Below are 24,366 nucleotides of genomic sequence, written 5' to 3' on the forward strand. Positions count from 1 at the left end.
GGGCGGCCTTGATCCGGATCAATCAGCGATAGACGTTGTCCTCGGCCGGAAAGCTCCGCGCGCGGACGGCGGCGGCATAGTCTGCAATGGCGCGGTCCGCCTGCGCGCCCAGATCCGCGAACCGGCGCACGAAGCGCGGCACGCGGGCGGACAGGCCCAGCATGTCGTCCAGCACCAGGATCTGCCCGTCGCAGCGGGCGGACGCGCCGATGCCGATGGTGGGCACCGCGACCGATTCCGTCATGCGCACGGCCAACGGTTCCACGACCCCCTCGACCACGATGGCGAATGCGCCCGCCTCGGCCACGTCGGCCGCGTCCTGGATGTGGCGCGCCCAGCTGTCCGCGTCGCGTCCCTGGGTCTTGAAGCCTCCCAGCGTATGCGTCGCCTGCGGCAGCAGGCCGACATGGCCCATCACCGGGATGCCGCGTTCGGTCAGAAAGCGGATCGTGGGCGCCATGCGGCTGCCGCCCTCCAGCTTGACGGCCCCGCAGCCCGTTTCGCCCATGATGCGCGCGGCGTTGCGGAAGGCCTGCTGGGGGCTTTCCTCATAGCTGCCGAAGGGCATGTCCACGACCGCCATGGCGCGCTGGCTGCCGCGCACGACCGCCTGGCCGTGCAGGATCATCATCTCGACCGTCACGCCCACGGTCGAGGGCAGGCCGTGAACCACCATGCCCAGGCTGTCGCCGACCAGGATCAGGTCGGCATGGGCGTCCACCATCGCGGCCATGGGCGCGGTATAGGCGGTCAGCGCGACGATGGGGGTCGCCCCCTTGCGGGACGTGATCTCGGGCGCGGTGACGCGCTTGGTGCGGGTTTCAACGGACATCGGGGGCGCCTTTCGGATGGGCGACACGCTGGTCGATCAGCAGCACGTCGCCGAAGCGGACGGCCAGCAGGATCACCACCGGGCGCTGGATGGTGGCGATGCGCGACAGGGTGGCGGCATCGCGGATGTCGATGGAGCGGATCTGGGCCAGGGGTTCCGCCCCGATGATGCGGCGCAGCTCGGCCCGGACGGCAGAAAGGCCCGCACCCTCGGCCACCATCTGCCGGGCGCGGTCCAGGGCGCGGTTCAGCACCGGGGCCGCTGCCCGCTGGGCGGGCGACAGGCGGCGGTTGCGCGAGGACATGGCAAGGCCGTCGGCCTCTCGCACGGTGGGCACGGGCAGGATTTCGACCGGGACATCCAGGTCCGCCACCATCTGCCGGATCACGGCAAGCTGCTGGTAATCCTTTTCGCCAAAGGCCGCCGCGTCGGGCCGGACGATGTTGAACAGCTTCGTCACCACCGTCGCCACTCCCCGGAAATGGCCGGGCCGCAGCCGGCCCATCAGCATCCGCGACAGGTCCGTGACCTCGACCGCCGTTTGCGCGCCGGGGCGATAGATGTCGTCCACGGCCGGCAGGAACACCGCGTCGCAGCCTGCCTGCCGCAGTAGGCCCAGGTCGTTTTCCTCGTCCCGCGGGTAGGTCGCCAGATCCTCGTGGGGGCCGAACTGGGTGGGGTTCACGAAGATCGAGGTGACGATCCGCCCGCCGCCCCGGGCGTCCAGCCAGCGGCGGGCCTGGGCCACCAGCGACAGGTGCCCGTCATGCAGCGCGCCCATGGTGGGCACCAGGGCCACGCGGCCCTGGCCTTGACGCCAGTCGCGCATGGCCTGCTTGTCGCGGCAAATCTGCATTCCGTCCCCCCTTGGTGGCGCGCAGCCTAACGGACGGCGGCGGATTCGCACAAGTGCTGCGTTGCAGCATGTCGTTTTTGGCCATTATAGGTCGGCCCCATCGAACCCGCGGGCGGCGTCCGTGGCAGTAACGGTGTCAACAACCCACCAAGGAGTCGCGCGAATGAAGTCGCATGTGAAGGTTCTTGTCGTCGGAGGCGGCGCGGTCGGCTGCGGCATCGCGCTTCATCTGGCCCGCGCCGGGTGGGAGGTGATGCTGGTCGAGCGCGACGAGCTGACGGCCGGATCCACCTGGCACGCGGCGGGGCTGCTGCCGCTGTTCAACATGGGCTATGCGACGACCCATATCCATGACTATTCGGTCAAGCTTTACGCGGATCTGGAATCGCAGACCGGCCTGAACGCGGGCTTCACCCGCTGCGGCAACCTGCGGATGGCGCAGACGGATGCGCGCATGGACGAATACATGCTCTATTCCGCCACCGCCGAGACGGTCGGGATCGAGCATGAATTCCTGACGCCCCAGCAGATCAGGGACCGCTGGCCGCTGGTCCGCACCGAGGATCTGAAAGGCGCGCTGTTCCACCCGACCGACGGCTATATCAACCCCGCCGACGTGACCCAGGCCATGGCCAAGGGCGCGCGCATGGCCGGCGCCACCATCGAGCGCAAGATCCAGGTCAACGGCTATCGGTGGACCGGCAGCGAATGGATCGTCACCTGCGAAAAGCTGGTGGAAAAGGGCGGCAACCTGGTCGGATCGGGCGAAACCTTCGAGATCCGGGCCGAGCATGTCGTGACCGCCACCGGCAACCACGCGCAGCGCACCGCCCGTCTTCTGGGGATCAAGATCCCCGCGATCCCGGTCGAGCACCAGTATATTGTCACCGAACCCGACCCGGCCCTGGTGAAGTGGCGCGCCGAAGGCAACCCGGAACACCCGGTCCTGCGCGATGCCGACGCGAAATGGTATGTGCGCGAGGAACGCGGCGGCTGGATCCTCGGCCCCTATGAACGCAACGCCCCCGCGCGGTTCCTGTATGACGTGCCCGAATCCTTCCGCGCCGACCTGTTCCCGCTGGATCTGGAACGGATCGAGGAGGAATACATGTCCATGATCCACCGGCTTCCGACCTCGGAAACGGTGGGGCTGAAGGACGACTACAACGGGCCGATCTGCTATACCCCCGACGGCAACCCCCTGGTCGGCCCGGCCCCCGGCCTGCGCAACATGTGGCTGGCCGAGGGCTTCAGCTTCGGCATCACCGCGGCGGGCGGCGTCGGCCATTACCTGACGCAGATGATGGTGGAAGGCGAGGCCGAGATCGACATGGCCTCCCTCGATCCGCGCCGCTACGGCGGCTGGATGACGACCGAATACGCCGCCCGCAAGAACGAGGAGGCCTATGAGCACGTCTTCATCCTGCACCACCCCGACGAGGAGCGCGAAGCCTGCCGCCCGCTGCGCACCTCGCCCGCCTATGACCGGCAAAAGGCGCGCGGCGCGCAGTTCGGCCATGTGAACGGCTGGGAACGCCCGAACTACTTCGGCCCGCAGGACTTCGACGACCATGCGTCTCGCAGCTTCCGCCGCGGCGGCTGGTGGCAATACGCCAAGGCCGAGGCCGAGGCGATCCGCAATGCGGCGGGCCTGATCGACGCGACGGCATTCGCCAAGCACACCGTCAAGGGACCGGGCGCGACGGCGTTCCTGGACTGGCTGACCACCAACAAGCTGCCCAAGGTGGGCCGCATCAACCTGACCTATGCGCTGACCGACGCGGGAACCACGCGGACCGAATACACCATCGTCCGCCTGGCCGAGAACGACTACTATCTTGTCTCCGCCGGGGCCTGGGCGGCCTATGACGGCGACCATCTGGTGAAATCCGCAGAGGATTTCATGGCGGCGGGCGGCGATTTCGTCAGCATCCAGGACGTGACGACCCAATGGGGCGTCTTTGCCCTGGCTGGGCCTGCGTCCCGCGACATCCTGGCCAAGCTGATCCGCGACGCGCAGCCCGAAACCGCGCTGTCCAACAAGCGGTTCCCCTGGCTGTCGGCCAAGCGGATCGAGCTGGGGATGGTTCCGGTCAACGCCATCCGCGTCGCCTATACGGGCGAACTTGGCTGGGAACTGCACCACCCGATCGAAATGCAGAACCACCTGTTCGACCGGCTGGTCGAGGCGGGCGAGCCTTTGGGCATGAAGCTGGTCGGCGCGCGGGCGCAGAACTGGCTGCGGCAGGAAAAATCCTATCGCGCCTTCGGCACGGAACTGGGCCGCGACGCGACCCCGCTGGAAGCCGGTCTGGACCGCTTCGTGGACCTGTCCAAGGATTTCCGGGGCAAGGCGGCGATGGAGGCCAAGGGCATCCGGTCGATGTGCGTCACGCTGCTGATCGACGGGCCGCAGGACGCCGATCCCTGGGGCCGCGAGGGGATCTTCCTGGACGGCCGGAAGATCGGCCGCCTGACCTCGGGCGGGTATTCGGCGGCCTTCGGCAAGCAGATCGGCATGGGCTATGTCCGACCGGATCTGGCGGCGCCGGGGACAAAGCTGAAGGTCCGCATGTTCCGCGAATTGTGGGACGCCGAAGTGACCGAGGACAGCCCTTACGATCCGCAAAACGCGCGGATCCGTGTGGACGGCTGACGCCCCGCCTGCGCCGCCGGTCAGCCGACCAGCAGGCGCAGGGCATCCTCGTAGGAGGACGTCCGGATCTGCGATTCGGGCAGATAGGTCTTGCCGATGTTCAGGGCCGCATAGCCATGGGTCAGCGCCCAGACCGCCGCCTCGAACGCGGCGGCGGGGCGGCTGGCCGTGAAGGGCGCGCACAGGCCCTTGAGAACAAGATAGCTGCCATGGGCGGTATCGCGCAGTTCCGGATCCTGCGTGGGCAACTGGTCGAACATCAGTCGGAACAGCGCCGTCCGCGAACCCGCAAAACGGATATAGGTCATGTTGACCGCAAGCAGCGCCTGAAAGGGACTGGTCCCTTCGGGCAGGCTGTCGCGGGTGGCGGCCAGATCGTGCAGGAAGCTTTGAAATCCCTTTGTCGCGATGGCGATCTTCAGGCCCGGCATGCCACCGAAGTGATGGGCCGGCGCGGCGTGGGACACGCCCGCCCGCGCGGCCACGCGCCTCAGCGTCAAACCTTCCGCTCCTTCCTCGTCCAGCAGGGCGACGCCTGCCGTGATCAAGGCTTGGGGCAATGCGCCGCGAACAGGCATCTTACCTCATTGCCAAACTTGACAGTGTAAAGCCTTTGCGCGAATGTGCCTCGTCACCGAAAGGTTAACGGCATGCCGGTGTGGAAGACAAGCATGCCGAAGGGGTGACGGGTAACGAGTACCTGGGTGGCTCGTTCAAGGCTCTGGTCTGAGTTTTTTATATGTATTTCATTTAATTGGTATTCAGGCCAGGGCTGCGGCGCCTTGTCAACACCTTGTTGCAATCTGTGCAATAAAATGTCTAAACATGTCAACCCAAGATTGAAACAAAAAAGCCGGACCCGAAGGTCCGGCTTTTTTGTGTTCTGGAGCGGGCGATGAGATTCGAACTCACGACCCTAACCTTGGCAAGGTTATGCTCTACCCCTGAGCTACGCCCGCATCCTGTTCCGTTTGGCGTTCCGTTTGACCGTCTCGCCTTCGGTGAGCGGTGATTTATGGGACTGCGCAGGGGGGCGCAAGAGGGAAAATCACCTTTCGGGCGGATTTTTTCGGCCGGTTGACAGGCTTCGTCCAGCCGCGCGAACCTGGCCGCCAGCAAGGGGGAAAGCCGTGGCCGCGACCGAGCAGCTTTCGCAATTCGTGCGTGACGCCCTGGCGGGCGGACACGAGGCGCCGCGCATCCGCGAAGCCCTGCAAGGGGCCGGCTGGACCGTGCCCGAGATCGAGGGCGCGATGGCCGCCTGGCAAGGCGGGGGCGACCTGCCGCCTGTGCCGCGCCCGCGCCCCTATGTTTCGGCGCGCGAGGCGATGTTGCATGCGCTGCTGATGATCGCGCTGGTGTTGTTGTGCTTTCATGTCACGCGCCTCGGCTTTCAGGTCATCGACGCCGCCATTCCCGACCTGACAGAGGCAGGCCCGCCCGACACCGGGTCGATGCGGTTCTCGATCGCCGCGATCATCGCCTTTCTGCCGTTGTTCCTGGCTTTGGACCATCGCATGGCGCGGCAAACCGGCCCAAGCGACCGGCAAAGACGCTCGCAGGCGCGGCGGGTCTTCGCGTCGGTCACGGTTCTTGCCGCCGCCCTGGTGCTGCTGGGCGATGTGGTTTCGGTCGTTTACGCCTTTCTGTCGGGCGCCCTGACGCCGCGCCTGGCTGCGAAATGCGCCCTGGTGGCGGTGATGGGGCTGCTGGTGGGCGCCTGCTACCGCGAGGACCTGGATGGTTAGGCACTGGCCCGTCCGGGCGCTGGCCGCGCTGTCGCTGGCGGTCCTGGCCGCCGGGATCGCGGCAAGCGGCGGACCCGCGCAGGGCAGGGCGGAACGGCGCGACCAGACCCGGGACCGCGACCTGTCCGAGATCCAGTCGCTGCTGCACTGCAAGGCGCAGGGTGCCGGTCAGGTGGTGACCGACCCCGCCCCGACCGAGGCCTGCCCGGCGACCCCGCGCCTGGCCGACCCCTTCACCGCCGCGCCTTACCGGATCGAGCTTGTGGCGCCCGACAGCATCAGGCTCTGCGCCGCATTCGAACGGCCCGCCCCGTTTTCAGCGCGCGACGGATCGGGCTGCATCGTCCAGCGGATCGCGGTGGATTAACGCTTACTCCGCCGCCCGGACGCGCGCGGGCCGCAGCATCGGCGCAAGATAGCGGCCCGTATGGCTTTCGGCGATCCTGGCCACGTCCTCGGGCGTGCCGACCGCCACGATGCGCCCGCCGCCGTCGCCGCCTTCGGGGCCGATGTCGATGATCCAGTCGGCGGTCTTGATGACATCCAGGTTGTGTTCGATCACCACCACCGTGTTGCCCTGGTCCACCAGCCGGTGCAGCACCTCCAGAAGCTTGCGCACGTCCTCGAAATGCAGGCCGGTGGTGGGTTCGTCCAGGATATACAGCGTCTTGCCGGTGGACTGGCGCGACAGTTCCTTGGCCAGCTTCACCCGCTGCGCCTCGCCCCCCGACAGGGTGGTGGCCTGCTGGCCGACCTTGACGTAGCCCAGGCCCACTTCCATCAGCGCGTCCATCTTGTTGCGGATGGCGGGAACGGCGGAAAAGAAGCCCTGCGCGTCCTCGACCGTCATGTCCAGCACGTCGGCGATGGACTTGCCCTTGAACAGCACCTCAAGCGTTTCGCGGTTATACCGTTTGCCCTTGCAGGTCTCGCAGGTGACGTAGACATCGGGCAGGAAGTGCATCTCGATCTTGATAACGCCGTCGCCCTGGCAGGCCTCGCACCGGCCGCCCTTGACGTTGAAGCTGAACCGGCCGGGCTTGTAGCCGCGCGCCTTGGATTCGGGCAGGCCCGCATACCAGTCGCGGATGGGGGTGTAGGCGCCGGTATAGGTCGCGGGGTTCGACCGGGGGGTGCGGCCGATGGGCCGCTGGTCGATGTCGATCACCTTGTCCAGATGCTCCAGCCCCGTGATGGTCTCGCAGGGGGCGGGGGTCTGGCGCGCGCCGTTCAGGCGCAGGCTGGCGGTCTTGAACAGCGTCTCGATGGTCAGCGTGGACTTGCCGCCGCCCGAAACGCCGGTCACGCAGACGAACCTGCCCAGCGGAAACTCCGCCGTGACATCCTTGAGGTTGTTGCCAGTGGCCTTGACCACCTTCACGGCCTTGCCGTTGCCCTTGCGGCGTTCGTCGCTGACCGGGATTTCCCGGACGCCCGACAGGTACTGCCCCGTCAGGCTGGCCGGGTCGGCGGCGATCTGGTCGGGCGTGCCGTGGCTGACCACGGTGCCGCCGTGGACGCCCGCGCCCGGCCCCATGTCAAAAACGTAATCGGCATGGCGGATCGCGTCCTCGTCATGTTCCACCACGATGACCGAGTTGCCCTGGTCGCGCAGCCCCTTCAGCGTGTCCAGCAGCCGGTCGTTGTCGCGCTGGTGCAGCCCGATGGAGGGTTCGTCCAGCACATACAACACCCCGGTCAGGCCCGACCCGATCTGGGACGCCAGCCGGATCCGCTGGCTTTCGCCGCCCGACAGGGTGCCCGCCGCGCGGCTCAGCGTCAGATAGTCCAGGCCGACATTGACCAGAAAGCCCAGCCGTTCGCGGATTTCCTTGAGGATCGCATGGGCGATCTCGTTCTTCTGCTTGGAAAGGTGCTGGGGCGCGGCCTCGATCCAGGCAAGCGCCTCCTTGATCGACAGTTCGACCACCTGGCCGATATGCTGGCCCGCGATCTTGACCGCAAGGGCCTCGTCTTTCAGGCGATAGCCATGGCAGGCGCCGCAGGGGCGGTTGTTCTGGTAACGCTCGAATTCCTCGCGCACCCATGCGCTGTCGGATTCGCGCATCCGGCGTTCCATGTTGGGGATCACCCCCTCGAACACGCGGCGGACGTTGTAGACGCGGCCCGCGTCGTCAAAACGGAACTCGATCTCCTCCTTGCCCGAGCCGTGCAGGAACATGCGCTGCACGTCAGCGGGCAGGTTCTTCCACGGCGTCTTCTTGTCGAAGCCGTAATGCTTGGCCAGCGCGTTGACCGTCTGCGTCAGATAAGCGGACTTCGACTTGGCCCAGGGGGCGATGGCGCCCTTGTCCACGGACAGCGCGGCGTCCGGCACCACCAGCCGTTCGTCGAAGAACAGTTCGGCCCCCAAGCCGTCGCAGACCGGGCAGGCGCCGTATGGGGCGTTGAAGGAAAACAGCCGCGGCTCGATTTCCGGGATGGTGAAGCCGCTGACCGGGCAGGCGAAGTTTTCGCTGAAGGTCGTCCGCTCCGGCTCGTCGGCGGCGGTTTCCACGACGGCGATGCCGTCGGCCAGATCCAGCGCGGTGCGCAGCGAATCGGCCAGGCGCGTTTCCAGCCCTTCGCGCACGACGATGCGGTCCACCACCACGTCGATGTCATGGCGGAACTTCTTGTCCAGCACGGGCGGCTCGTCCAGTTCGTAAAACCGGCCGTTCACCTTGACCCGCTGGAAGCCCTGCTTGCGAAGCTCCAGGAACTCCTTGCGGTATTCGCCCTTGCGGTCGCGGACGATGGGCGCCAGCAGATAGGCGCGCGTGCCTTCGGGCATCTCCATGATCCGGTCCACCATGTCCTGGACCTGCTGCGCCTCGATCGGCAGGCCGGTGGCGGGGGAATAGGGCGTGCCCGCGCGGGCGAACAGCAGCCGCAGGTAGTCGTAGATCTCCGTGACTGTTCCGACGGTTGACCGGGGGTTCTTCGAGGTGGTCTTTTGTTCGATGCTGATGGCGGGCGACAGGCCGGTGATGTGATCGACGTCGGGCTTGCCCATCATGTCCAGGAACTGCCGCGCATAGGCCGACAGGCTTTCGACATAGCGGCGCTGCCCTTCGGCATAGATCGTGTCGAAGGCCAGCGAGGACTTGCCCGAACCCGACAGCCCGGTAATCACCACCAGCTTGTCGCGCGGGATGTCCATGTCCACGCCCTTGAGGTTGTGTTCGCGCGCGCCGCGAACCTCGATGAACTTCTGTTCCATGCTGCGTCCCTGGCCGACCAAGCGCATCACATAGTGCGGCGGGGGCAAAAAGCAACCGCAGAATGGGAACATCAGGCGAACACGACCTTGCGTAAACCTTTTGTTGCAGTCGGGGTGTCGTGGCGCTTGCGCTGCGCTGCGGCATCGCTAGTCTCTCGCGCAACTTCGAAGGGGGACGGCGCGATGTTCAACAAGATTCTTGTGGCCAACCGCGGAGAGATCGCGATCCGGGTGATGCGGGCGGCCAACGAGCTGGGCAAGCGGACGGTCGCCGTTTATGCCGAGGAGGACAAGCTGGGGCTGCACCGCTTCAAGGCGGACGAGGCCTACCGGATCGGCGAGGGGCTGGGTCCGGTGGCGGCGTATCTCTCGATCCCCGAGATCATCCGGGTGGCGAAGGAGTCGGGCGCCGACGCGATCCATCCGGGCTATGGCTTGCTGAGCGAGAACCCCGACTTCGTGGATGCCTGCGCGCAAGCCGGGATCACCTTTATCGGCCCGCGCGCGGACACCATGCGGGCGCTTGGCGACAAGGCCAGCGCACGGCGCGTGGCGATCGGGGCGGGCGTGCCGGTGATCCCCGCGACGGAGGTGCTGGGCGACGACTTCGAGGCGATCAAGCGTGAGGCCGCCGCCATCGGCTATCCCTTGATGCTGAAGGCTTCCTGGGGCGGCGGCGGGCGCGGGATGCGGCCGATCAGCGGCCCCGAGGAACTGGTGGACAAAGTCCGCGAGGGCCGGCGCGAGGCCGAGGCCGCCTTCGGCAACGGCGAGGGCTATCTGGAAAAGATGATCCTTCGCGCCCGCCACGTCGAGGTGCAGCTGCTGGGCGACACGCATGGCGGGCTGTATCACCTGTATGAGCGCGACTGCACCGTTCAGCGCCGCAACCAGAAGGTCGTCGAGCGCGCGCCCGCGCCTTACCTCACCGAAGACCAGCGGGCCGAGGTCTGCGGACTGGCGCTGCGGATCGGGCAAGCGGTCGGATACCAGAACGCGGGCACGGTCGAGTTCCTGATGGACATGGACACGCAGCAGTTCTACTTCATCGAGGTGAACCCGCGCGTGCAGGTCGAGCACACCGTGACCGAGGAGGTCACCGGCATCGACATCGTGCAGTCCCAGATCCGCATCGCCGAGGGCGCGACGCTGGCCGAGGCGACGGGCGTGCCCTCCCAGGATCAAATCACGCTGTCGGGCCACGCGCTGCAATGCCGTGTCACGACCGAGGATCCGCTGAACAACTTCATCCCCGACTATGGCCGGATCACCGCCTATCGGTCGGCCACCGGCAACGGCATCCGGCTGGACGGCGGCACCGCCTATTCGGGCGGCGTGATCACGCGCTACTACGACTCGCTGCTGGTCAAGGTCACAGCCTGGGCGCAGACGCCCGAAGGGGCGATCCGCCGCATGGACCGCGCGCTTCGCGAGTTCCGGGTGCGGGGGGTCAGCACGAACATCGACTTCGTGATCAACCTGCTGAAGCACCCGACCTTTCTCGACGACACCTATACCACCAAGTTCATCGACACCACGCCCGAGCTGTTCCGGTTCGACAAGCGCCAGGACCGGGCCACCAAGATCCTGACCTATCTGGCCGACATCAGCGTGAACGGCCACCCGGAAACGGCGGGCCGCCCCCGGCCGCCTGCCCAGGCCCGCCCGCCGGTGCCGCCCGCGCCGAAGGCGGAGCCCGCGCCCGGCACCCGGCAGATGCTCGAGGAGAAGGGCGCGCAGGCGGTGGCCGACTGGATGGCCGATCAGAAGCGCCTCCTGATGACCGACACCACCATGCGCGACGGCCACCAGTCGCTGCTGGCGACGCGGATGCGGTCCATCGACATGATCCGCGTGGCCCCATCTTACGCCGCCAACCTGCCGGGGCTGTTCAGCGTGGAATGCTGGGGCGGGGCGACCTTCGACGTGGCCTATCGCTTCCTGCAGGAATGCCCCTGGCAGCGGCTGCGCGACATCCGGCAGGCGATGCCCAACCTGATGACGCAGATGCTGCTGCGGGCGTCCAACGGCGTGGGCTACACCAACTATCCCGACAATGTGGTGCAGTCCTTCGTGCGTCAGGCGGCGGACAGCGGCGTGGACGTGTTCCGGGTCTTCGACAGCCTCAACTGGGTGGAAAACATGCGCGTCGCCATGGACGCGGTGATCGCCACCGGCAAGATCTGCGAAGGCACCGTCTGCTATACGGGCGACATGCTGGACCCCGACCGGTCCAAGTACGACCTGGCCTATTACGTCAGCACCGCCCAGGACCTGAAGGCCGCCGGCGCGCATGTGCTGGGCCTGAAGGACATGGCGGGCCTTCTGAAGCCCGCCGCCGCGCGCATCCTGATCCGCGCGCTGAAGGAGGAGGTGGGCCTGCCCGTCCACTTCCACACCCATGACACCAGCGGCCTTGCCGGGGCCACGATCCTGGCGGCGGCCGAGGCGGGGGTGGACGCGGTCGATGCGGCCATGGACGCCTTTTCGGGCGGCACCTCGCAGCCCTGCCTCGGCTCCATCGTCGAGGCGCTGGAGGGCACCGAGCGCGACACGGGGCTCGACATCGCGGCGATCCGGCAGATCAGCAACTACTGGGAACGCGTGCGCGAGCAATACGCGGCGTTTGAGTCCGGCCTGCAATCCCCGGCCTCCGAGGTCTATCTCCACGAGATGCCGGGCGGGCAGTTCACCAACCTCAAGGCGCAGGCGCGATCGATGGGGCTGGAGGACCGCTGGCACGAGGTGGCGCAGGCCTATGCCGACGTGAACCGCATGTTCGGCGACATCGTGAAGGTCACGCCGTCGTCCAAGGTGGTGGGCGACATGGCGCTGATGATGGTGGCCCAGGGGCTGACGCCCGCGCAGGTCATGGACCCGGCCACCGAGGTCAGCTTCCCCGACAGCGTGGTGGACATGATGAAGGGCAACCTCGGCCAGCCCCCCGGCGGCTGGCCCGCCGAGCTGCAGCGCAAGGTCCTGAAGGGCGAGGCGCCCATCACCGACCGCCCCGGCGCGCATCTGCCCCCCGTGGACATCGAGGCCACCCGCCGGAAGCTGTCCGAAGACCTGGGCGTCGCCATCGACGACGAGGATCTGAACGGCTACCTGATGTATCCCAAGGTGTTCACCGACTACAGGACGCGCCACGAGACCTATGGCCCGGTGCGCGTGCTGCCGACCCGGAACTTCTTCTACGGCATGGAGCCGGGCGACGAGATCAGCGTCGAGATCGACCCCGGCAAGACCCTCGAGGTGCGGTTCCTGACCATCGGCGAGACGGACGAGAAGGGCGAGGTCAAGGTCTTCTTCGAACTGAACGGCCAGCCGCGCCAGGTCCGCGTGCCGAACCGCAAGGCCACCGCGACCGCCGCGGCGCGTCCCAAGGCCGATCCGGCCAATGCCGGCCATGTCGGCGCGCCGATGCCGGGCGTCGTGGCCTCGGTCGCGGCGACAGTGGGCGCAAAGGTGCGTCAGGGCGACCTGCTGCTGACCATCGAGGCGATGAAGATGGAAACCGGCCTCCACGCCGACCGCGACGGCACCGTCAAGGCCGTCCACGTCCGCCCCGGCGAACAGATCGACGCGAAAGACCTGCTGGTGGAGGTCGAGTGAGACGATCGCCGCGGTCCTACAGAAGGGCCGCGACGATGAGCACCCACAGGGTCAGCGCCGCGCCCGTGGCCAGGGCGTAAAGCCCGTTCCACCGCGCACCTGCATGACGGGCCTCGACCCCGCCCAGCTTGCCCACCAGCAGGACCGAGGCGGTGAAGGGCGAGGTGTTGCCGCTGATGGCCCATCCGCCGGTGATCGCCACCACCATGGCCGTGGGGTGAATGCCCAGCGTCTCGGGCGCGGGCAGCAGCGGCACCAGCAGCGACACGGCCAGGATCGGGTTCATGCCGATCTGTCCGGTCAGCGGGATCGCCCAGACCAGCGCCGCCAGGAACAGCAAAGGCGGGACAACCGACGGATCCGGCCCGTGCGCGGCCATGACCGGCACCAACAGGTACGAGCCCAGGCTGCCGATGAAGCCTGCCATGAACAGCAGGATGATCTCGCCCCGATAGCCCGCCAGATCGCGCGTGGCGAACTGGCCGATGCGCGCGCCCAGGGTGGCGGCGCGGCCACCCGGCAGGGGCGGCAGGATCAGGAGCCAGCCCATCGCGACCAGCGGAACCACCGTCATCACCGCGCCCGTCACGGCGACGCCGGTCGCCAGATGCAGCGCGAAGACGCCCCCCACGACAACGGCCAGCAGGACCAAAAGCGGGCGCAGGCGGACCAGCCAGCGGTCGGTCTCGATCGCGCGGGGCGGGGGCGGGGCGGAAAGCCGCGGCTTGAACACCGCGTCCAGCAGCCAGCCGATGCCGATCATCAGGGCCGAGCTGACAAGGCAGAACCCGACCGCGCCGGGCCAGGACGCGCCTTGCACGACCGACAGGGTGACGGCCATCGACAACGCCATCGGCGACCAGCACAGCGTCGAGGCGAAGCCCCGCTGGACCGCCACCAGCATCCGCCGCAGCCGGTGGCGGCGCAGTTCCTGGTTCGCCTCTCGCGCGGTGCTTTCGGCGGCGAGCGACCCCAGAAGCGAGATGGATCCGTAAAGCAGGATCAGCCCGAACAGATGCCCGCCCAGCGTCAGCGCCAGATAGCGCCTCCCCGGCGGCTGGCGCGCCAGGAAGCGCCCGCAGTCCAGGATCGCCTGCGACCCGATGGCCGCGCTGCGGAGCGCCGACAGCGCCGTGAACAGCGCGATAACGAAGCCGCCGCGCGTCAGCGCCGTCAGCGTGGCCTGCGCCCAGTCGGCACGGGCTGCGGCAGCCCAGGCCACGAGGGCGAGGCCCACCGCGACAAAGGCCAGCCGCGACAGCTTTGCGGTCAACGAAAACAGCGCAAGCGCCCCGACCAGCAGAACCGCGGCGGCATCGGCGAAGCCCTGGCCCGCGCCGTATTCATGCGGAACCGTTGCCAGCAGGGCGAGGGCGGTCAGGATGCCGCCGATCCGGGCGCTGATAGGGGGCATGGTCCGGGTCCGTTGTCAGGGTTGGCCCGCCATAGCCCCGCCTTGCACGATGCGCAATCAGCCGCCTGCCACAAAGGGCAGGCGATAGCTGATCGCCTCGGCCAGATGGGGCGTGCGGACGGCGGCGGAACCGGCGAGGTCCGCAATGGTGCGCGCGGTGCGCAGGATGCGGTGATAGCCGCGCGCGGTCAGGCCCAGCCGTTCCGATGCCTTCAAAATCAGGGCCCGGCCTTCCTGATCCGGCGCGGCGATCCGGTCCAGAAGGCTGCCAGACGCCTCGGCGTTCACGCGGATCTGCGGATGGCCGCGGAACCGCGCCGCCTGCACCTCGCGCGCCTCAGCCACCCGCGCCGCGACCTGCGCCGAGGTTTCCCCGTCCGAGGGCAGTTCCAGGTCCAGGAAGCCGACGGCCGGAACCTCGAGCCGCAGGTCGAAGCGGTCCATGAGCGGACCCGAGATCTTGCCCATGTAGTCCCCGCCGCAGGTCGGCGCGCGCGGACAGGCCCGGGCGGCATCGGCCAGATAGCCGCAGCGGCAGGGGTTGGCGGCGGCGATCAGCAGGAAGCGGCAGGGATAGCGGATATGGGCATTGGCGCGGGCCACCACGACCTCGCCCGTCTCGATGGGCTGGCGCAGGGTTTCCAGCACCTGCCGGGGAAATTCGGGAAACTCGTCCATGAACAGGACGCCGTTGTGGGCCAGGCTGATCTCGCCCGGCTTGGCGCCGCGCCCGCCGCCGACGATGGCGGCCATCGACGCGGTGTGGTGGGGTTCCCGGAAAGGCGCGCGGCGGGAAATGCCGCCGTCGTCCAGGGTGCCCGCAAGCGAATGGATCATGGAGGTTTCCAGCGCCTCGGCCGCGCCAAGGGGCGGCATCAGGCCGGGCAGGCGGGCGGCGAGCATGGACTTTCCCGCGCCGGGCGGGCCGACCATCAGCAGGTGGTGCCGCCCGGCTGCGGCGATCTCAAGGGCGCGCTTGGCGCGTTCCTGGCCTTTCACCTCGGACAGGCAACCCCCCGTGACGGCGCCGTCGATCACGCCGGGCTGCGCGCGGGCGATGGGCGCGCGGTCGGTCAGATGGTCGATCACCTCGCGCAGCGTGGCGGGGGCAAGAACCGGGACGGCATCGACCCAGGCGGCTTCCGGGCCGCAGGACCGGGGGCAGATGAGCGCGCGGTCGTCCTCGGCGGCGGCCATGGCGGCGGGCAGGGCGCCCGTCACCGCGACCAGCCGCCCGTCCAGCGCCAGTTCCCCCAGGGCCACGCAGCGGGACAGTTCCTCGCCCGGCACGATCTCAAGGGCGGCCAGGATCGCCAGGGCGATGGGCAGGTCGAAATGAGAGCCTTCCTTGGGGATGTCGGCGGGGGACAGGTTCACGGTCAGGCGGCGGTTCGGCATGGCGATGGACAGCGCGCCGAAGGCGGCCTTCACCCGCTCGCGCGCCTCGCTGACGGCCTTGTCGGGCAGACCCACGATGGCAAAGCCCGGCAGGCCCGCCGCGACCGAGCACTGAACCTCGACCAGCCGCGCCTCGATCCCTTCGAATGCGACGGAATAGGCGATGGCGACCATGACGTTTCCTTCTCGTTCCCGCGATGGTTAACGGCGGGGGGCTTAAGGAAAGGTTAACGGAAGGCGATTGCTTGCGAGGAGGGGGCGGGACGGCTATGTGTCTGGCACGGCGCGACAAGGGGGCAAGATGAACGGCAAGCGTATCCTGCTGATCGTTGGCGGCGGCATCGCGGCCATGAAGGTGCCGGGGCTGATCCGGCTGCTGCGCGCCGAGGGCGCGGCCGTTACCCCCGTCCTGACGCAGGCGGGCGCGCAGTTCACCACGGCCATGACCCTGTCGGTCCTGTCGGGCGAAGCCGCGCACGACAGCCTGTGGGACATCGCGTCCGAAGCCGAGATCGGCCATATCCGGTTGTCGCGCGACGCCGATCTGGTGGTGGTGGCGCCCGCGACCGCCGACCTGCTGGCCAAGATGGCGCATGGCCTGGCGGACGACCTGGCCTCCACGCTGCTGCTTGCGACCGACAAGCGCGTGCTGGTCGCGCCCGCCATGAACGTGCGGATGTGGCACCACCCTGCGACGCAGCGGAACCTGCGGGTGCTGCGCGACGACGGCATCCTGTTCGTCGGCCCCGAGGATGGCGACATGGCCTGCGGCGAATACGGCACCGGCCGCATGTCCGAACCCGAGGCGATCCTGGAAGCCATCCGCGAGGAACTGGCCCCCGCCGCGCCCCTGAAGCTGCTGCCCGAGGCGCAGGTCCGCACGGGCGCGCTGGCGGGGCGGCATGTGATCGTGACCTCGGGGCCGACGCACGAACCCATCGACCCGGTGCGCTATATCGCCAACCGATCCTCGGGGGCGCAGGGAACGGCGATCGCCGCCGCCTTGCGCGACATGGGCGCGCGGGTCAGCTTTGTCACCGGCCCGGCCGAGATCGCCCCGCCCGAAGGGGTCGAGGTGATCCGCGTCCAGACCGCCCGTCAGATGCGCGACGCGGTGGAAGCCGCGCTGCCCGCCGACGCGGCGGTGATGGCGGCGGCGGTGGCGGATTGGCGGATCCGCAACTCGTCCGCGAAGAAGATGAAGAAGGACGGCACCGGCAAGCCGCCCTTGCTGGAAATGACGGAAAACCCCGACATCCTGGCCTGGATCAGCCAGCCCGGTGAACGGCGCCCGGGGCTGGTGGTGGGATTTGCGGCGGAAACCAACGACGTGATCGCCCATGCAACCGACAAGCGGCTGCGCAAGGGCTGCGACTGGATCGTCGCCAACGATGTCAGCGAAGGCACCGGCATCATGGGCGGATCGGAAAACGCCGTCACCGTTATCACCGGAACAGGCGCCGAGGCATGGCCGCGCATGGCCAAGGAGGCCGTGGCCCGCAGGCTGGCGCAAAAGATCGCCGAGGCGATCGGATGAGAACCTATCTCGACTGGAACGCCACCACTCCCCTGCGCCCCGAGGCAAAGGCCGCGATGCGCGACGGGATGGAGATCGTGGGCAACCCGTCCTCGGTCCATACCGAGGGCCGCGAGGCCAGGATGGCGATGGAACGCGCGCGCGAGGAACTGGCGGCCGCCCTGGGCGCGGAAGGCGCGGACGTGATCTTCACCTCGGGCACGACGGAAGCGGCGGCGATGGTGCTGGCGGGCAGGGGCGTCCATTGCGCGCCGGTGGAACACAGCGCGATCAAGGTCTGGTGCGAGCAGGATCTGGCGGTGGACGGCGACGGGATCGTCACGGTGCCGGACCCGGCGCGGGCCAGCCTGCAACTGGCGAACAACGAAACGGGCGTGATCCAGGATCTGCCGCAGGGGCTGGCCTCCAGCGACCTGACGCAGGCTTTCGGCAAGGTGCCTTTCGCCTTCAACTGGCTGGGCGTCACGGCGGGCTTTGTCAGCGCCCACAAGCTGGGCGGGCCGAAGGGGATCGGCGCGCTGATCGTCAGGCGCGGCACCGACGTGCCCGCGCTGATCCGGGGCGGGGGTCAGGAACAGGGCCGACGCGGCGGGACCGAGAACCTCCTCGGCATTCTGGGCTTTGCGGCGGCGGCCAAGGCGGCGCAGAAGGATCTGGAGGCGGGCCTGTGGGATCAGGTCGCCGCCCGCCGCGACGCCCTGGAGGAACGGCTGCTGTCCTTGCCCGGAACAATCGTTGCCGGAAAGGGCGCCAGGCGCTTGCCGAACACGACCTGCCTTCTTACATCGGGCTGGAAGGGTGAAACCCAGGTCATGCAGATGGATCTGGCGGGCTTTGCCATTTCGGCGGGCTCGGCCTGTTCCTCGGGCAAGGTCCGGGCCAGCGGCGTGCTGCAAGCCATGGGTTTCGACGATAAGGCCGCGCAATCGGCAATTCGGATCTCGATAAGCCCGGCTATGGGCGACGATCAGGTGAACCGATTTGCGGATGCGTGGGAAAGCGCGTATGGACGCTGGCGCGAACGCAACGGCTAGGCGACACACCCAGCCTTGGGAAGGACAAAGGATGACTGCAACCACCGATCTTGACGTGCGCGAGGGCGTTGACCGCGAAACGGTCGAGGCCGTGCAAAGCATTGGCAGCTACAAATACGGCTGGGATACCGAGATCGAGATGGACTATGCCCCCAAGGGGCTGAACGAAGACATCGTCCGCCTGATCTCGCAGAAGAACAACGAACCGGAATGGATGACCGAATGGCGGCTGGAAGCCTATCGCCGCTGGCTGACCATGACGGAGCCGAGATGGGCGATGCTGAACTATCCAGACATCGACTATCAGGACCAGTATTACTACGCCCGCCCGAAAAGCATGGAAGTGAAGCCGAAGTCCCTGGACGAGGTGGATCCGAAGCTGCTGGCGACCTATGAAAAGCTGGGCATTCCGCTGAAGGAACAGATGATCCTGGCAGGGGTCGAGGGGGCATCGCCGTCCCCGGGCGTGGACATGGCGATCGCTGCGACCGAAGGCCGGCGCGTAGCCGTCGACGCGGTGTTCGATTCGGTGTCGGTCGGCACGACCTTCAAGGACGAACTGGCCAAGGCCGGGGTCATCTTCTGCTCGATCTCCGAAGCGATCCGCGAGCATCCCGAGCTGGTGAAGAAATATCTCGGCTCCGTGGTGCCGCAGTCCGACAACTATTTCGCCACGCTGAACAGCGCGGTCTTTTCGGACGGCAGCTTCGTTTACGTCCCCAAGGGCGTGAAATGCCCGATGGAGTTGTCCACCTATTTCCGCATCAACGCGGAAAACACCGGGCAATTCGAACGCACGCTGATCATCGCCGACAAGGGCAGCTATGTCAGCTATCTTGAAGGCTGCACCGCGCCGAAGCGCGACACGCACCAGCTGCACGCGGCGGTCGTCGAAATCGTCGTGCTGGAGGACGCCGAGGTCAAGTATTCCACCGTCCAGAACTGGTATCCGGGCGACGAGGAAGGCCGTGGCGGCATCTACAACTTCGTCACCAAGCGCGCCGACTGCCGCGAGGCCCGCGCCAAGGTGATGTGGACGCAGGTGGAAACCGGCAGCGCGATCACTTGGAAATACCCGTCCTGCATCCTGCGCGGTGACGAATCCCAGGGCGAGTTCTATTCCATCGCCATCGCCAACAACCACCAGCAGGCCGACACCGGCACCAAGATGATCCATCTGGGCCGGAACACCCGCTCTCGTATCGTGTCCAAGGGCATTTCGGCGGGCAAGGCGCAGAACACCTATCGCGGCCTGGTGACGATGCATCCGCGCGCGACGAACAGCCGCAACTACACGCAGTGCGACAGCTTGCTGATCGGCGATCAGTGCGGCGCCCATACCGTGCCCTATATCGAGGTCAAGAACACCTCGAGCCGCGTCGAGCACGAGGCGACGACATCCAAGGTCGATGACGACCAGCTGTTCTATTGCCGCCAGCGCGGCATGGACGAGGAGGAGGCCGTGGCCCTGGTCGTCAACGGCTTTTGCCGCGAGGTCTTGCAGGCCCTGCCGATGGAATTCGCCATGGAGGCGCAGTCGCTGGTCGCCATTTCGCTGGAAGGCTCGGTCGGCTAAGGGCCGCGACGGGATTTGATGATAGTGCCGTGGCTTCGGCACCGCCGCCACCATCCGATGAGGAAAAGATGCTGAAAATCGACAACTTGCACGTCAAGCTTGAGGAAGAGGACAAGCGGATCCTGAAGGGTCTGTCGCTGGAGGTTCCGGCCGGTCAGGTTCATGCGATCATGGGTCCGAACGGGTCGGGCAAGTCCACGCTGTCCTATGTCCTGTCGGGCCGCGACGGCTATGAGGTTACCGAGGGCACCGCCACGCTGGACGGCGAAAGCCTGCTGGACATGGAGCCGGAGGAGCGCGCGAGCGCCGGCCTGTTCCTGGCCTTCCAGTATCCGGTCGAGATCCCCGGCGTCGGCAACATGACCTTTCTGCGCACCGCCGTGAACGCGCAGCGCAAGGCGCGCGGGCAGGACGAACTGTCCTCGGGCGATTTCCTCAAGCTGGTGCGCGCCAAGGCCGCCGAATTGCAGATCAGCCCGGACATGCTGAAGCGCCCGGTCAACGTGGGCTTCTCGGGCGGGGAAAAGAAGCGCAACGAGATCTTGCAGATGGCCATGCTGGAACCGCGCATGTGCATCATGGACGAAACGGATTCGGGCCTTGACGTCGATGCGATGCGGCTGGTTTCGGACGGCGTGAACGCGCTGCGTTCGCCCGACCGCAGCTTTCTGGTCATCACGCATTACCAGCGCCTGCTGAACCACATCCAGCCGGACGTGGTGCATATCATGGCGGATGGCCGGATCGTGAGGTCGGGCGGGCCGGAACTGGCCCTCCAGGTCGAGGAAGAAGGCTACGGCGATCTGCTGGCGGAGGCCCGCTGATGGCGGACACGGCAGTCAAGGCGAAAGACCAGACCCCGACAATCGAGGGCGCGGCCAGGCCCGTCAACGCGCTTGAGGCGCGCTTGGCGGCGCTGAACCTGCCGCAGGGCGGGTTCGCGGCGGCGGCGCGCCAGGACGCGCTGGACCGGTTGCAGGACATGGGCCTGCCCGGCCCGCGCGACGAATACTGGCGCTATACCGACCCGCGCCCCTTCAATGCTCCGGTGCCTGCCGCGCTGGCGGTTCCGGCTGCGCAGGAAACGCCGCTGTTCGACGGACTGGACAAGCTGACGCTGGTCTTCGTCGATGGCGTCTTCGACGAAGCGGCCTCGGACGATCTGGCGCTGGACGGGGTCGAGATCGCGACTCTGGCCCAGGCCGATGCAGGCGCCGGCTGGGCGGCCGATCTGTACGGCACCCTGGAAGCGGCGGGCCAGAAGCCGGTCAAGCGGCCCTTTGCGGCGCTGAACACGGCCGCCGCGCGCGACGGGCTGCTGATCCGCGTGACATCGACGCCCGCCCGGCCGATCCATGTCGTGCATCGGCGTGCCTCGGACAGCGCGGATGCGATCTGGCACCACGTCATCCGCATCGAGGAGGACGTCGAACTGACGCTGCTGGAAACCGGGATGTCGGGCGCGCGGTCGAACAGCGTGATCGAGGTCGATCTGGCCCCCGGCGCGCGCTTCCACCATGTCGCGTCCAAGCGCGCGGTCGATCCCCGGGTCGGCATCGGCCACATCTTCGCCCGCGTTGCGGAGCGCGCGCAGTTCAAGTCCTTCACCCTGTCGGTGAACGGCACGACCATGCGCAACGAGGCCGTGATCGACATCGCGGGCGACGACGCCGTGGCCCATATCGCCGCAGCCGTGCTGGGCGATGGCGGCAAGGCGCCGTTCCACCAGGACGACACCGTGTTCATCACCCACGGGGCCGAACGCTGCGAAAGCCGTCAGGTCTTCAAGAAAGTGCTGAAGAACGGGGCCGAGGGCGTGTTCCAGGGCAAGATCCTGGTCAAGCCCGGCGCGCAGAAGACCGACGGCTACCAGATCAGCCAGGCGCTGCTGCTGGACGAACGCAGCCAGTTCCTGGCCAAGCCGGAACTGGAAATTTACGCCGACGACGTGAAATGCTCCCACGGCTCGACCACCGGCGCGATTGACGAGGAAGCGTTGTTCTATCTCCGCTCTCGCGGGGTGCCGCGGGAACGCGCCATCGTGTTCCTGGTTCTGTCCTTCCTAGCCGACGCCCTGGCCGAGATCGAGGACGAAGGAATCCGGGAGTGCATCTATGAACGGCTTGACGTGTGGCTGACCCTGAACGCGGTTCAATAAGGCGCGCGCCGGGGGGCATCGCCCCGCGGGTGCTGCAAAGCTGGTGGGCCCCGCGCCGGGTGGTGCGGGGCCTTTCCGCCATGCCGGAACAGGTCAAGCTGGTGGTGCTGATGGCCGCGATGCTGGTCTTTCTGATCGCGCAGGCCCCCGCCCATGCGCGGATGGCGCAGCTGGACCCCTCGATCCCCTTTCAGGCCCGGATGGGGGGCGCGCTGCTGGCGGTGATGTTTCTGATGCCGGTTCTGGCCTATGCCCTGGCCGCGCTGACGGCCGCGCTGTCCCGCCTGACGCCCTGGCGCCTGTCGCCCGAGGATTCGCGCCTGGCGCTGTTCTGGGCGCTGCTGGCCGTGGCGCCCGCGATGCTGCTGGCCGGGCTGGTGGCCGGGCTGGTTGGGCCGGGACCGGGGCTGGCCGTGGTGCAGGCGGTCTGCGGGGCGGGCTTTCTGATGATCTGGGGCGCCGGCATCGCGGCGCTGGCGAGGCGAGCATGAGTTTCGACGATTTCAAGGCCCTGGTCGGCCTGTCCTTCCGCGATCCGCAAAGGGCGGCGCAGCTGCTGATGGGACAGGACTGGCCGGTTCAGGCGCGCTGGATGGCGCTGCTGGCGGCGGTGTCGGTCTCGGCGCTGCTGGCCTGGCTTGCGGGCGCGATGTTCGCCGCGCCCGCCGAGAATGACGCGCAGGTCGTTCTGCTGAGCCGGCAGCCCATGGTGCTGGCGGTCATGCAGATGGTGGCCATTCTTGTCGCGGCGGGCCTGATGTCGGGCGTGGGCCGCATGTTCGGCGGCCGGGGCCGGTTCGAGGACGCGCTGCTGCTGACCGTCTGGATCGAGGTTCTGCTGCTGCTGGTCCAGGCCGCCCAGATCGTGCTGTCTCTGGTTCTTCCCTCGGCCGCCGGGATGCTGGGCATCGCGGCGATGGCCCTGTTCCTGTGGCTGACCGTGCAGTTCACCAAGGCGCTGCACGGCTTTCGCAGCAGCCTGAAGGTCATGGTGGGCCTGATCGGAACCGCCATCGCCGCCGGGTTCCTTCTTTCCATCCTTGCCGCCGCCCTTGGGATCATGCCGGAGATGCCGCAATGAGCTTTGATGTCGATAAGGTCCGCGCCGATTTCCCGATCCTGTCGCGGCAGGTGAACAAGCGCCCGCTGGTGTATCTTGACAGCGGCGCCAGCGCGCAAAAGCCGCGCCAGGTGATCGAGGCGGTCACCCGCGCCTATGAAGACGAATACGCCAATGTCCACCGGGGCCTGCATTTCCTGTCGAACCTGGCGACCGAGAATTACGAACGCGTCCGCGCCATCATCGCCCGCTTCCTCCACGCCCCGCACGAAGACGAGGTGATCTTCACCAGCGGTTCTACCGAGGGGATCAACCTCGTCAGCTATGGCTGGGCCGCGCCCCGCTTGCAGGCAGGGGACGAGATCGTGCTGTCGGTGCTGGAACACCATGCTAACATCGTGCCCTGGCATTTCCTGCGCGAACGGCAGGGGGTGACGCTGAAATGGGTGGAACCGGAACCCGACGGGTCGCTGCCGCCCGAAAAGGTGTTGGCCGCCGTGGGGCCGCGCACGAAGCTGATCGCCGTCACGCACATGTCGAACGTGACCGGCACCATCGTGGACGTTGGGGCGATCGCGCGGGGCACGGACGTGCCGGTGCTGGCCGACGGCAGCCAGGCGGCGGTGCACATGCCGGTTGATCTGGCCGCGCTCGGCGTCGATTTCTACTGCATCACGGGGCACAAGCTTTACGGTCCGTCAGGATCGGGCGCGATGTGGATCCGGCGCGGCCGCCAGGCCGAGATGCGGCCCTTCATGGGCGGCGGCGACATGATCCGCACGGTGACGCGCGACAGCGTGGATTACGCCGACCCCCCCTTGCGGTTCGAGGCGGGCACCCCCGGCATCGTCAACCAGATCGGACTGGGCGCGGCGCTGGAATACCTGATGGACCTGGGAATGGAGAACATCTCCGCCCATGAACGGTCCTTGCGCGATTACGCCCGCGACCGGCTGCGCAGCCTCAACTGGTTGCAGGTCCAGGGCGATGCGCCGGACAAGGGCGCGATCTTTTCCATGACCATGCAAGGCGCCCATGCCCATGACCTGTCCACCATCCTGGACAAGCGCGGCATCGCCGTGCGCGCAGGCAGCCATTGCGCCATGCCGCTGATGGAGTTCTTCGGAATCACCGCCAGTGCCCGGGCATCCTTCGCGATGTACAACACCAGGCAGGAAGTGGACGCCTTGGTCGAAGGATTGAGCTTCTGCCGCGAGCTTTTCGCGTAAAACTTGCAAAGATCCGGAAGGTCGCCGAAG

18 protein-coding genes and 1 tRNA gene are annotated in these 24,366 nt (G+C 67.5%); 12 read left to right on the forward strand and 7 right to left on the reverse strand.

Features of this window, described 5'->3' with window-relative positions:
* Nucleotides 1–22: 22 nt before the first annotated feature.
* A complete protein-coding gene (gene panB / locus ACFOM8_RS00205) occupies nt 23–832 on the reverse strand; it encodes a 3-methyl-2-oxobutanoate hydroxymethyltransferase (protein WP_377758254.1) in 810 nt (269 codons plus the stop codon).
* Nucleotides 822–1,688 carry a pantoate--beta-alanine ligase gene (gene panC / locus ACFOM8_RS00210; RefSeq protein ID WP_377758255.1) on the reverse strand — a complete coding sequence of 289 codons (867 nt, stop codon included), beginning with the start codon at nt 1,686–1,688 and terminating at the stop codon, nt 822–824. The genes panB and panC overlap by 11 nt, the downstream gene beginning before the upstream one ends.
* Nucleotides 1,689–1,851: 163 nt before the next feature.
* Here panC and ACFOM8_RS00215 point away from each other — a divergent pair, with 163 nt between their 5' ends.
* Entirely contained in the window at nt 1,852–4,344 is a 2,493-nt protein-coding gene (locus ACFOM8_RS00215) for a GcvT family protein (RefSeq protein WP_377758256.1), read from the forward strand.
* A gap of 20 nt (nt 4,345–4,364) precedes the next feature.
* Here the strand turns inward: ACFOM8_RS00215 and ACFOM8_RS00220 are convergent, their stop codons facing one another.
* Nucleotides 4,365–4,922, reverse strand: a complete 558-nt coding sequence (locus ACFOM8_RS00220) for a TetR/AcrR family transcriptional regulator (protein WP_377758257.1) — start codon at nt 4,920–4,922, stop codon at nt 4,365–4,367.
* A 306-nt stretch (nt 4,923–5,228) separates the two neighbouring features.
* Nucleotides 5,229–5,303, reverse strand: a tRNA-Gly gene (locus ACFOM8_RS00225).
* Nucleotides 5,304–5,474: 171 nt separating this feature from the next.
* Here ACFOM8_RS00225 and ACFOM8_RS00230 point away from each other — a divergent pair.
* Together ACFOM8_RS00230 and ACFOM8_RS00235 are read left to right on the forward strand one after the other, a co-directional pair.
* Nucleotides 5,475–6,092, forward strand: coding sequence for a DUF5671 domain-containing protein (locus ACFOM8_RS00230; RefSeq protein ID WP_377758258.1), 618 nt, complete (start codon nt 5,475–5,477; stop codon nt 6,090–6,092).
* Complete coding sequence (locus ACFOM8_RS00235) at nt 6,085–6,459, forward strand: hypothetical protein (protein WP_377758259.1); 375 nt, start codon at nt 6,085–6,087, stop codon at nt 6,457–6,459. The genes ACFOM8_RS00230 and ACFOM8_RS00235 overlap by 8 nt, the downstream gene beginning before the upstream one ends.
* A gap of 3 nt (nt 6,460–6,462) precedes the next feature.
* Here ACFOM8_RS00235 and uvrA read toward each other — a convergent pair whose 3' ends face one another.
* On the reverse strand, nt 6,463–9,315 hold the full coding sequence (uvrA, locus tag ACFOM8_RS00240; RefSeq protein WP_377758260.1) for an excinuclease ABC subunit UvrA: 2,853 nt from the start codon (nt 9,313–9,315) through the stop codon (nt 6,463–6,465).
* Nucleotides 9,316–9,498: 183 nt separating this feature from the next.
* Here uvrA and pyc point away from each other — a divergent pair, with 183 nt between their 5' ends.
* Nucleotides 9,499–12,930 (forward strand): pyruvate carboxylase, encoded by a 3,432-nt coding sequence (pyc, locus tag ACFOM8_RS00245; RefSeq protein WP_377758261.1) that lies wholly within the window; start codon nt 9,499–9,501, stop codon nt 12,928–12,930.
* A 16-nt stretch (nt 12,931–12,946) separates the two neighbouring features.
* On the opposite strand, the gene ACFOM8_RS00250 is transcribed toward pyc, so the two are convergent.
* Together ACFOM8_RS00250 and ACFOM8_RS00255 are read right to left on the reverse strand one after the other, a co-directional pair.
* The gene (locus tag ACFOM8_RS00250) at nt 12,947–14,344 is read right to left on the reverse strand and encodes a hypothetical protein (RefSeq protein WP_377758262.1); all 1,398 of its coding nucleotides are present in this window, start codon (nt 14,342–14,344) and stop codon (nt 12,947–12,949) included.
* 57 nt (nt 14,345–14,401) lie between these two features.
* Nucleotides 14,402–15,916 (reverse strand): YifB family Mg chelatase-like AAA ATPase, encoded by a 1,515-nt coding sequence (locus ACFOM8_RS00255; RefSeq protein WP_377758263.1) that lies wholly within the window; start codon nt 15,914–15,916, stop codon nt 14,402–14,404.
* 127 nt (nt 15,917–16,043) lie between these two features.
* Here ACFOM8_RS00255 and coaBC point away from each other — a divergent pair, with 127 nt between their 5' ends.
* The 8 genes from coaBC to ACFOM8_RS00295 all read left to right on the forward strand — a co-directional run bounded on the left by coaBC (nt 16,044) and on the right by ACFOM8_RS00295 (nt 24,336).
* Nucleotides 16,044–17,279 carry a bifunctional phosphopantothenoylcysteine decarboxylase/phosphopantothenate--cysteine ligase CoaBC gene (gene coaBC, locus ACFOM8_RS00260; RefSeq protein ID WP_377758264.1) on the forward strand — a complete coding sequence of 412 codons (1,236 nt, stop codon included), beginning with the start codon at nt 16,044–16,046 and terminating at the stop codon, nt 17,277–17,279.
* Nucleotides 17,276–18,313: a cysteine desulfurase family protein gene (locus ACFOM8_RS00265; protein ID WP_377758265.1), complete on the forward strand. Its 1,038-nt coding sequence runs from the start codon at nt 17,276–17,278 to the stop codon at nt 18,311–18,313. Before coaBC ends, ACFOM8_RS00265 begins: the two co-directional genes overlap by 4 nt.
* Nucleotides 18,314–18,344: 31 nt before the next feature.
* Entirely contained in the window at nt 18,345–19,889 is a 1,545-nt protein-coding gene (gene sufB, locus ACFOM8_RS00270; protein ID WP_377758266.1) for a Fe-S cluster assembly protein SufB, read from the forward strand.
* Nucleotides 19,890–19,957: 68 nt separating this feature from the next.
* Nucleotides 19,958–20,713, forward strand: a complete 756-nt coding sequence (sufC, locus tag ACFOM8_RS00275; protein WP_377758267.1) for a Fe-S cluster assembly ATPase SufC — start codon at nt 19,958–19,960, stop codon at nt 20,711–20,713.
* The gene (locus ACFOM8_RS00280; RefSeq protein ID WP_377758268.1) at nt 20,713–22,047 is read left to right on the forward strand and encodes a SufB/SufD family protein; all 1,335 of its coding nucleotides are present in this window, start codon (nt 20,713–20,715) and stop codon (nt 22,045–22,047) included. The genes sufC and ACFOM8_RS00280 overlap by 1 nt, the downstream gene beginning before the upstream one ends.
* Nucleotides 22,020–22,538 carry a hypothetical protein gene (locus ACFOM8_RS00285; protein ID WP_377758269.1) on the forward strand — a complete coding sequence of 173 codons (519 nt, stop codon included), beginning with the start codon at nt 22,020–22,022 and terminating at the stop codon, nt 22,536–22,538. Before ACFOM8_RS00280 ends, ACFOM8_RS00285 begins: the two co-directional genes overlap by 28 nt.
* Nucleotides 22,535–23,128 (forward strand): Yip1 family protein, encoded by a 594-nt coding sequence (locus ACFOM8_RS00290; RefSeq protein ID WP_377758270.1) that lies wholly within the window; start codon nt 22,535–22,537, stop codon nt 23,126–23,128. The genes ACFOM8_RS00285 and ACFOM8_RS00290 overlap by 4 nt, the downstream gene beginning before the upstream one ends.
* Nucleotides 23,125–24,336 (forward strand): cysteine desulfurase, encoded by a 1,212-nt coding sequence (locus tag ACFOM8_RS00295; RefSeq protein WP_377758271.1) that lies wholly within the window; start codon nt 23,125–23,127, stop codon nt 24,334–24,336. Before ACFOM8_RS00290 ends, ACFOM8_RS00295 begins: the two co-directional genes overlap by 4 nt.
* Nucleotides 24,337–24,366: the final 30 nt, after the last annotated feature.

The organism is Paracoccus angustae (genome assembly GCF_042648745.1).
Classification (GTDB): domain Bacteria; phylum Pseudomonadota; class Alphaproteobacteria; order Rhodobacterales; family Rhodobacteraceae; genus Paracoccus; species Paracoccus angustae.

Excerpts from the sequence above, each read along its gene's own strand:
- ACFOM8_RS00290 (WP_377758270.1), top strand. The coding sequence starts at position 22,535 with ATGAGTTTCGACGATTTCAAGGCCCTGGTCGGCCTGTCCTTCCGCGAT.
- ACFOM8_RS00295 (WP_377758271.1), top strand. The coding sequence starts at position 23,125 with ATGAGCTTTGATGTCGATAAGGTCCGCGCCGATTTCCCGATCCTGTCG.
- ACFOM8_RS00265 (WP_377758265.1), top strand. The coding sequence starts at position 17,276 with ATGAGAACCTATCTCGACTGGAACGCCACCACTCCCCTGCGCCCCGAG.
- uvrA (WP_377758260.1), bottom strand. The coding sequence starts at position 9,315 with ATGGAACAGAAGTTCATCGAGGTTCGCGGCGCGCGCGAACACAACCTC.
- sufC (WP_377758267.1), top strand. The coding sequence starts at position 19,958 with ATGCTGAAAATCGACAACTTGCACGTCAAGCTTGAGGAAGAGGACAAG.
- sufB (WP_377758266.1), top strand. The coding sequence starts at position 18,345 with ATGACTGCAACCACCGATCTTGACGTGCGCGAGGGCGTTGACCGCGAA.
- ACFOM8_RS00255 (WP_377758263.1), bottom strand. The coding sequence starts at position 15,916 with ATGGTCGCCATCGCCTATTCCGTCGCATTCGAAGGGATCGAGGCGCGG.
- panC (WP_377758255.1), bottom strand. The coding sequence starts at position 1,688 with ATGCAGATTTGCCGCGACAAGCAGGCCATGCGCGACTGGCGTCAAGGC.
- ACFOM8_RS00215 (WP_377758256.1), top strand. The coding sequence starts at position 1,852 with ATGAAGTCGCATGTGAAGGTTCTTGTCGTCGGAGGCGGCGCGGTCGGC.
- ACFOM8_RS00250 (WP_377758262.1), bottom strand. The coding sequence starts at position 14,344 with ATGCCCCCTATCAGCGCCCGGATCGGCGGCATCCTGACCGCCCTCGCC.
- coaBC (WP_377758264.1), top strand. The coding sequence starts at position 16,044 with ATGAACGGCAAGCGTATCCTGCTGATCGTTGGCGGCGGCATCGCGGCC.
- ACFOM8_RS00235 (WP_377758259.1), top strand. The coding sequence starts at position 6,085 with ATGGTTAGGCACTGGCCCGTCCGGGCGCTGGCCGCGCTGTCGCTGGCG.
- ACFOM8_RS00220 (WP_377758257.1), bottom strand. The coding sequence starts at position 4,922 with ATGCCTGTTCGCGGCGCATTGCCCCAAGCCTTGATCACGGCAGGCGTC.
- pyc (WP_377758261.1), top strand. The coding sequence starts at position 9,499 with ATGTTCAACAAGATTCTTGTGGCCAACCGCGGAGAGATCGCGATCCGG.
- ACFOM8_RS00280 (WP_377758268.1), top strand. The coding sequence starts at position 20,713 with ATGGCGGACACGGCAGTCAAGGCGAAAGACCAGACCCCGACAATCGAG.
- panB (WP_377758254.1), bottom strand. The coding sequence starts at position 832 with ATGTCCGTTGAAACCCGCACCAAGCGCGTCACCGCGCCCGAGATCACG.